At 57.5% G+C, this 2,635-nt stretch carries 3 protein-coding genes; all 3 read right to left on the bottom strand.

The features are described 5' to 3' along the window. Positions 1-205: 205 nt before the first annotated feature. From IE243_RS22485 to IE243_RS22475, 3 genes are read right to left on the bottom strand one after another with little or no spacing between them, the layout of a single operon-like run. Positions 206-967 carry a hypothetical protein gene (locus IE243_RS22485; RefSeq protein WP_191321517.1) on the bottom strand — a complete coding sequence of 254 codons (762 nt, stop codon included), beginning with the start codon at positions 965-967 and terminating at the stop codon, positions 206-208. Beyond that, a complete protein-coding gene (locus IE243_RS22480; protein WP_191321516.1) occupies positions 946-1,491 on the bottom strand; it encodes a hypothetical protein in 546 nt (181 codons plus the stop codon). The genes IE243_RS22485 and IE243_RS22480 overlap by 22 nt, the downstream gene beginning before the upstream one ends. A 22-nt stretch (positions 1,492-1,513) precedes the next feature. Continuing rightward, complete coding sequence (locus IE243_RS22475) at positions 1,514-2,479, bottom strand: S24 family peptidase (RefSeq protein ID WP_191321515.1); 966 nt, start codon at positions 2,477-2,479, stop codon at positions 1,514-1,516. Between the last annotated feature and the right edge of the window lie 156 nt (positions 2,480-2,635).

Below are 2,635 nucleotides of genomic sequence, written 5' to 3'. Positions count from 1 at the left end.
GGTGGCCGATCTGAATTCCGTTGCCCATGGCTGGTTGCTCCATGCCGGTTGGCTATGGAGATAACGTAGCGATATTCACTACTGGTCGTCAACCCTCATTGTAGCGAAAAAAACAACAATCGCTTTTGGCCTCGTCTACCCGCCAGTCCCCGGGCAAAAAGAAACCCCGCCGGAGCGGGGTTGTTATCGTTGAGGGATGACCGCGCTATGCCGCTTCAAGAATGACCTCTTTCGCGTCCGACAGGCCAATCACGTGCTGCGCCGCGCTGGAAAGAAGCGTGATCTCGCCTGCATCCATTTTTGCCCTGTTTGCCAACATGACGCTTGCCGTCAAATCTGCGTCTAGCCGCGAAATGTCATGGAGCTTTACGAACGCATTGTTCACTGAAGCAGCGTGAGGCATAACAAGTTCAAAGATAGAAATGTGATCACCCCGCTGAATGCGGGCGTCAAATTTATAGGTTCTGAGTGACGCGCCTCTTATCTCAACATCGAATGACGCAGCTTTCCCGAAGGCCTCAGTGATACGGTCTTTGAAAGTTGATTTTGCCTTCTTTTGGCGTTCTTCGGTCAGCCTCTCTGCGGTTCTGTCCACGGCGGATTTGCTCGCTGCGCCAGTAAATAGGACTGTGTTGGCCAGCCACTCCCTCTCCACTCTGGTGGAGAACATTGAGAAGCCGTCGAACCCAACCCCGTGCTGGGCAGCTATCACCGGAGCGATGCGCGAATAGGCACTTTCGCCACCTAGATGCTCTGCCTCCCGATAGCCATCACCTCCATCTGTGACGATGTAGCCATCATTGTCGCGACGAACGCGCACAACTGCCCCGGCCCCGCCGGGGTACAGCAGGGGGAGAGAAAGATAGCCCTCGTCATTCTCGACATTGGTCGTGATGAGTTCAGCTGCTATTTCCTCAAGCAGGTCTCGCATAGAGGCGGACCTGATCAGATCAGTTTTCGCGACCATGCAGGGGCCTCCATCCATAGGCCGGGAATGTTAAACCTCGACCGTATTATATCCAATATGCCATCGAAATTGGCCGGCACGATGTCAAGCGGAAACGCGATTGGCAGGTTCCCGCTCGGCGTGAAGGCCCACGAACCATATTGGAAACTGGCTTCGAAATCGTGAATGTGCGGGCCTGATACAGAAGCTGGTGCGCCGGCTCGGTTCGGCCTGTTTTTATGTGTTTTGTTATTATCCTCCGGATCAAATTCAACTCGACCCAAATGCCACGTTCGCGCCCGCTCAGTCGCGAATAGGTGGGCCGCCAGGCCGTAGAATGGCCGGCCCGGCAATGTGGCCTGCGGGCCGTGGATTTCAAGCCTTAGGCCAGATACCAATGATCCGTCTATGGACAGTGGACATACTATAGAAATGCGCCGTCCACCCCTGCCTTCGGTCTCGCTCCATTGAGGGGTATCGAGCGGCGTTTTTTCGTCTGTGGCAAGCCACTTCAGCCTGGCCAATAACGCGCCTTCATCCGTCATTGGCAGCGCCCCCCATCTAGCCTCACTCCAGCTCCGTAATCACCCGGTGGGCGCGGCCAACAATCTTCAGCCCGTCCTCCGGGTAAACCGACTCATGGTCCGGGTTTGTGGAGTAGGGCACGAGACGGTCTGGGTTGGGGCGATAACGCTTGAACGTCGCCTCGCCGGTCTCGTAGCCAAAGACGTAGAATTTCTCAGGGACCAGACGGGTGTCAGTCGTGTTGACCAGGATCACCGAGCCGGGCGGGGCCACGCGGTCCATGCTGTCGCCCTCGATCTGAAGGGCAATCCAGTCGCCGTTAGGCAGGTCCGCAACTGGAATCTCCCGCACAATGTCGCCGGCTTTTACCGCTTCCTGGGCCCACATGCGGCCAGCGCTCACCCATGAGATAACGGGGACCACTTCCACGGTTGCGCGATGCTCGACGGGGAGCGGATAACCGGTGATTTCCTCGATAGCCAACATCTCGTCAGCAGAAATTTTTCGCGGCTTAACTTTCAGTTTCGGGCTGGTGAGCAGCATCTTGTTGACTGCGGCGCGGTCAATCGAGCGACCAAGCTTTTCCGTCAGCTCCGCCGCGAGGCGAACCTGAGACAGGCCAGAGTGTTTGAGCGCGTCTTTGAGCCAGAGTGCGAGCATGGAACACTGGTAGCCGGGTACGGTGTCTTTGTCGGTTTCTAATTTCGCTACAAACCCTCTTGCATCAGTAGTGAATATCGCTACTGTAGGGGGATGGAACCTGCTTCGACCATCATCACCCGCCTTGGAGGCGTCAGCGCGGTAGCTTCGATTGCCGGTGTGCATCGTACCCGCGTCTCTAACTGGAAGCGCCCAAAGGGTGCTGGTGGAACCGGCGGCCTGATCCCGCAAAGGCATCATCCAGCGTTGCTGGACTATGCCCGCGAAAAGCGTATCCGCCTGCGCGCGGACGACTTCCTGCCGGTCAAAGAAGAACGGAGGGCGTCGTGAACACCCTCCGTCAATCATCTCAGAATTCGGGTTGCGCCCTCTCGCGCGCCCGCACGAGGCCCCACACGGGGCGGTTCCTCCCTGAACTGGTCGGGGGCTTCCGCTCCCGGCCTTTTTTGGGGAGCCCGCTGCCGCTCAAGTCTGCCCAGGAGTTGAGCGGCAACGTCTCCAATC

The sequence above is a fragment of the Camelimonas fluminis genome (genome assembly GCF_014656355.1).
Taxonomy (GTDB): Bacteria; Pseudomonadota; Alphaproteobacteria; order Rhizobiales; family Beijerinckiaceae; genus Camelimonas; species Camelimonas fluminis.
The sequence above is the reverse complement of the archived record's forward strand: the minus strand, read 5'-3'. Positions and strand labels throughout refer to the sequence as shown.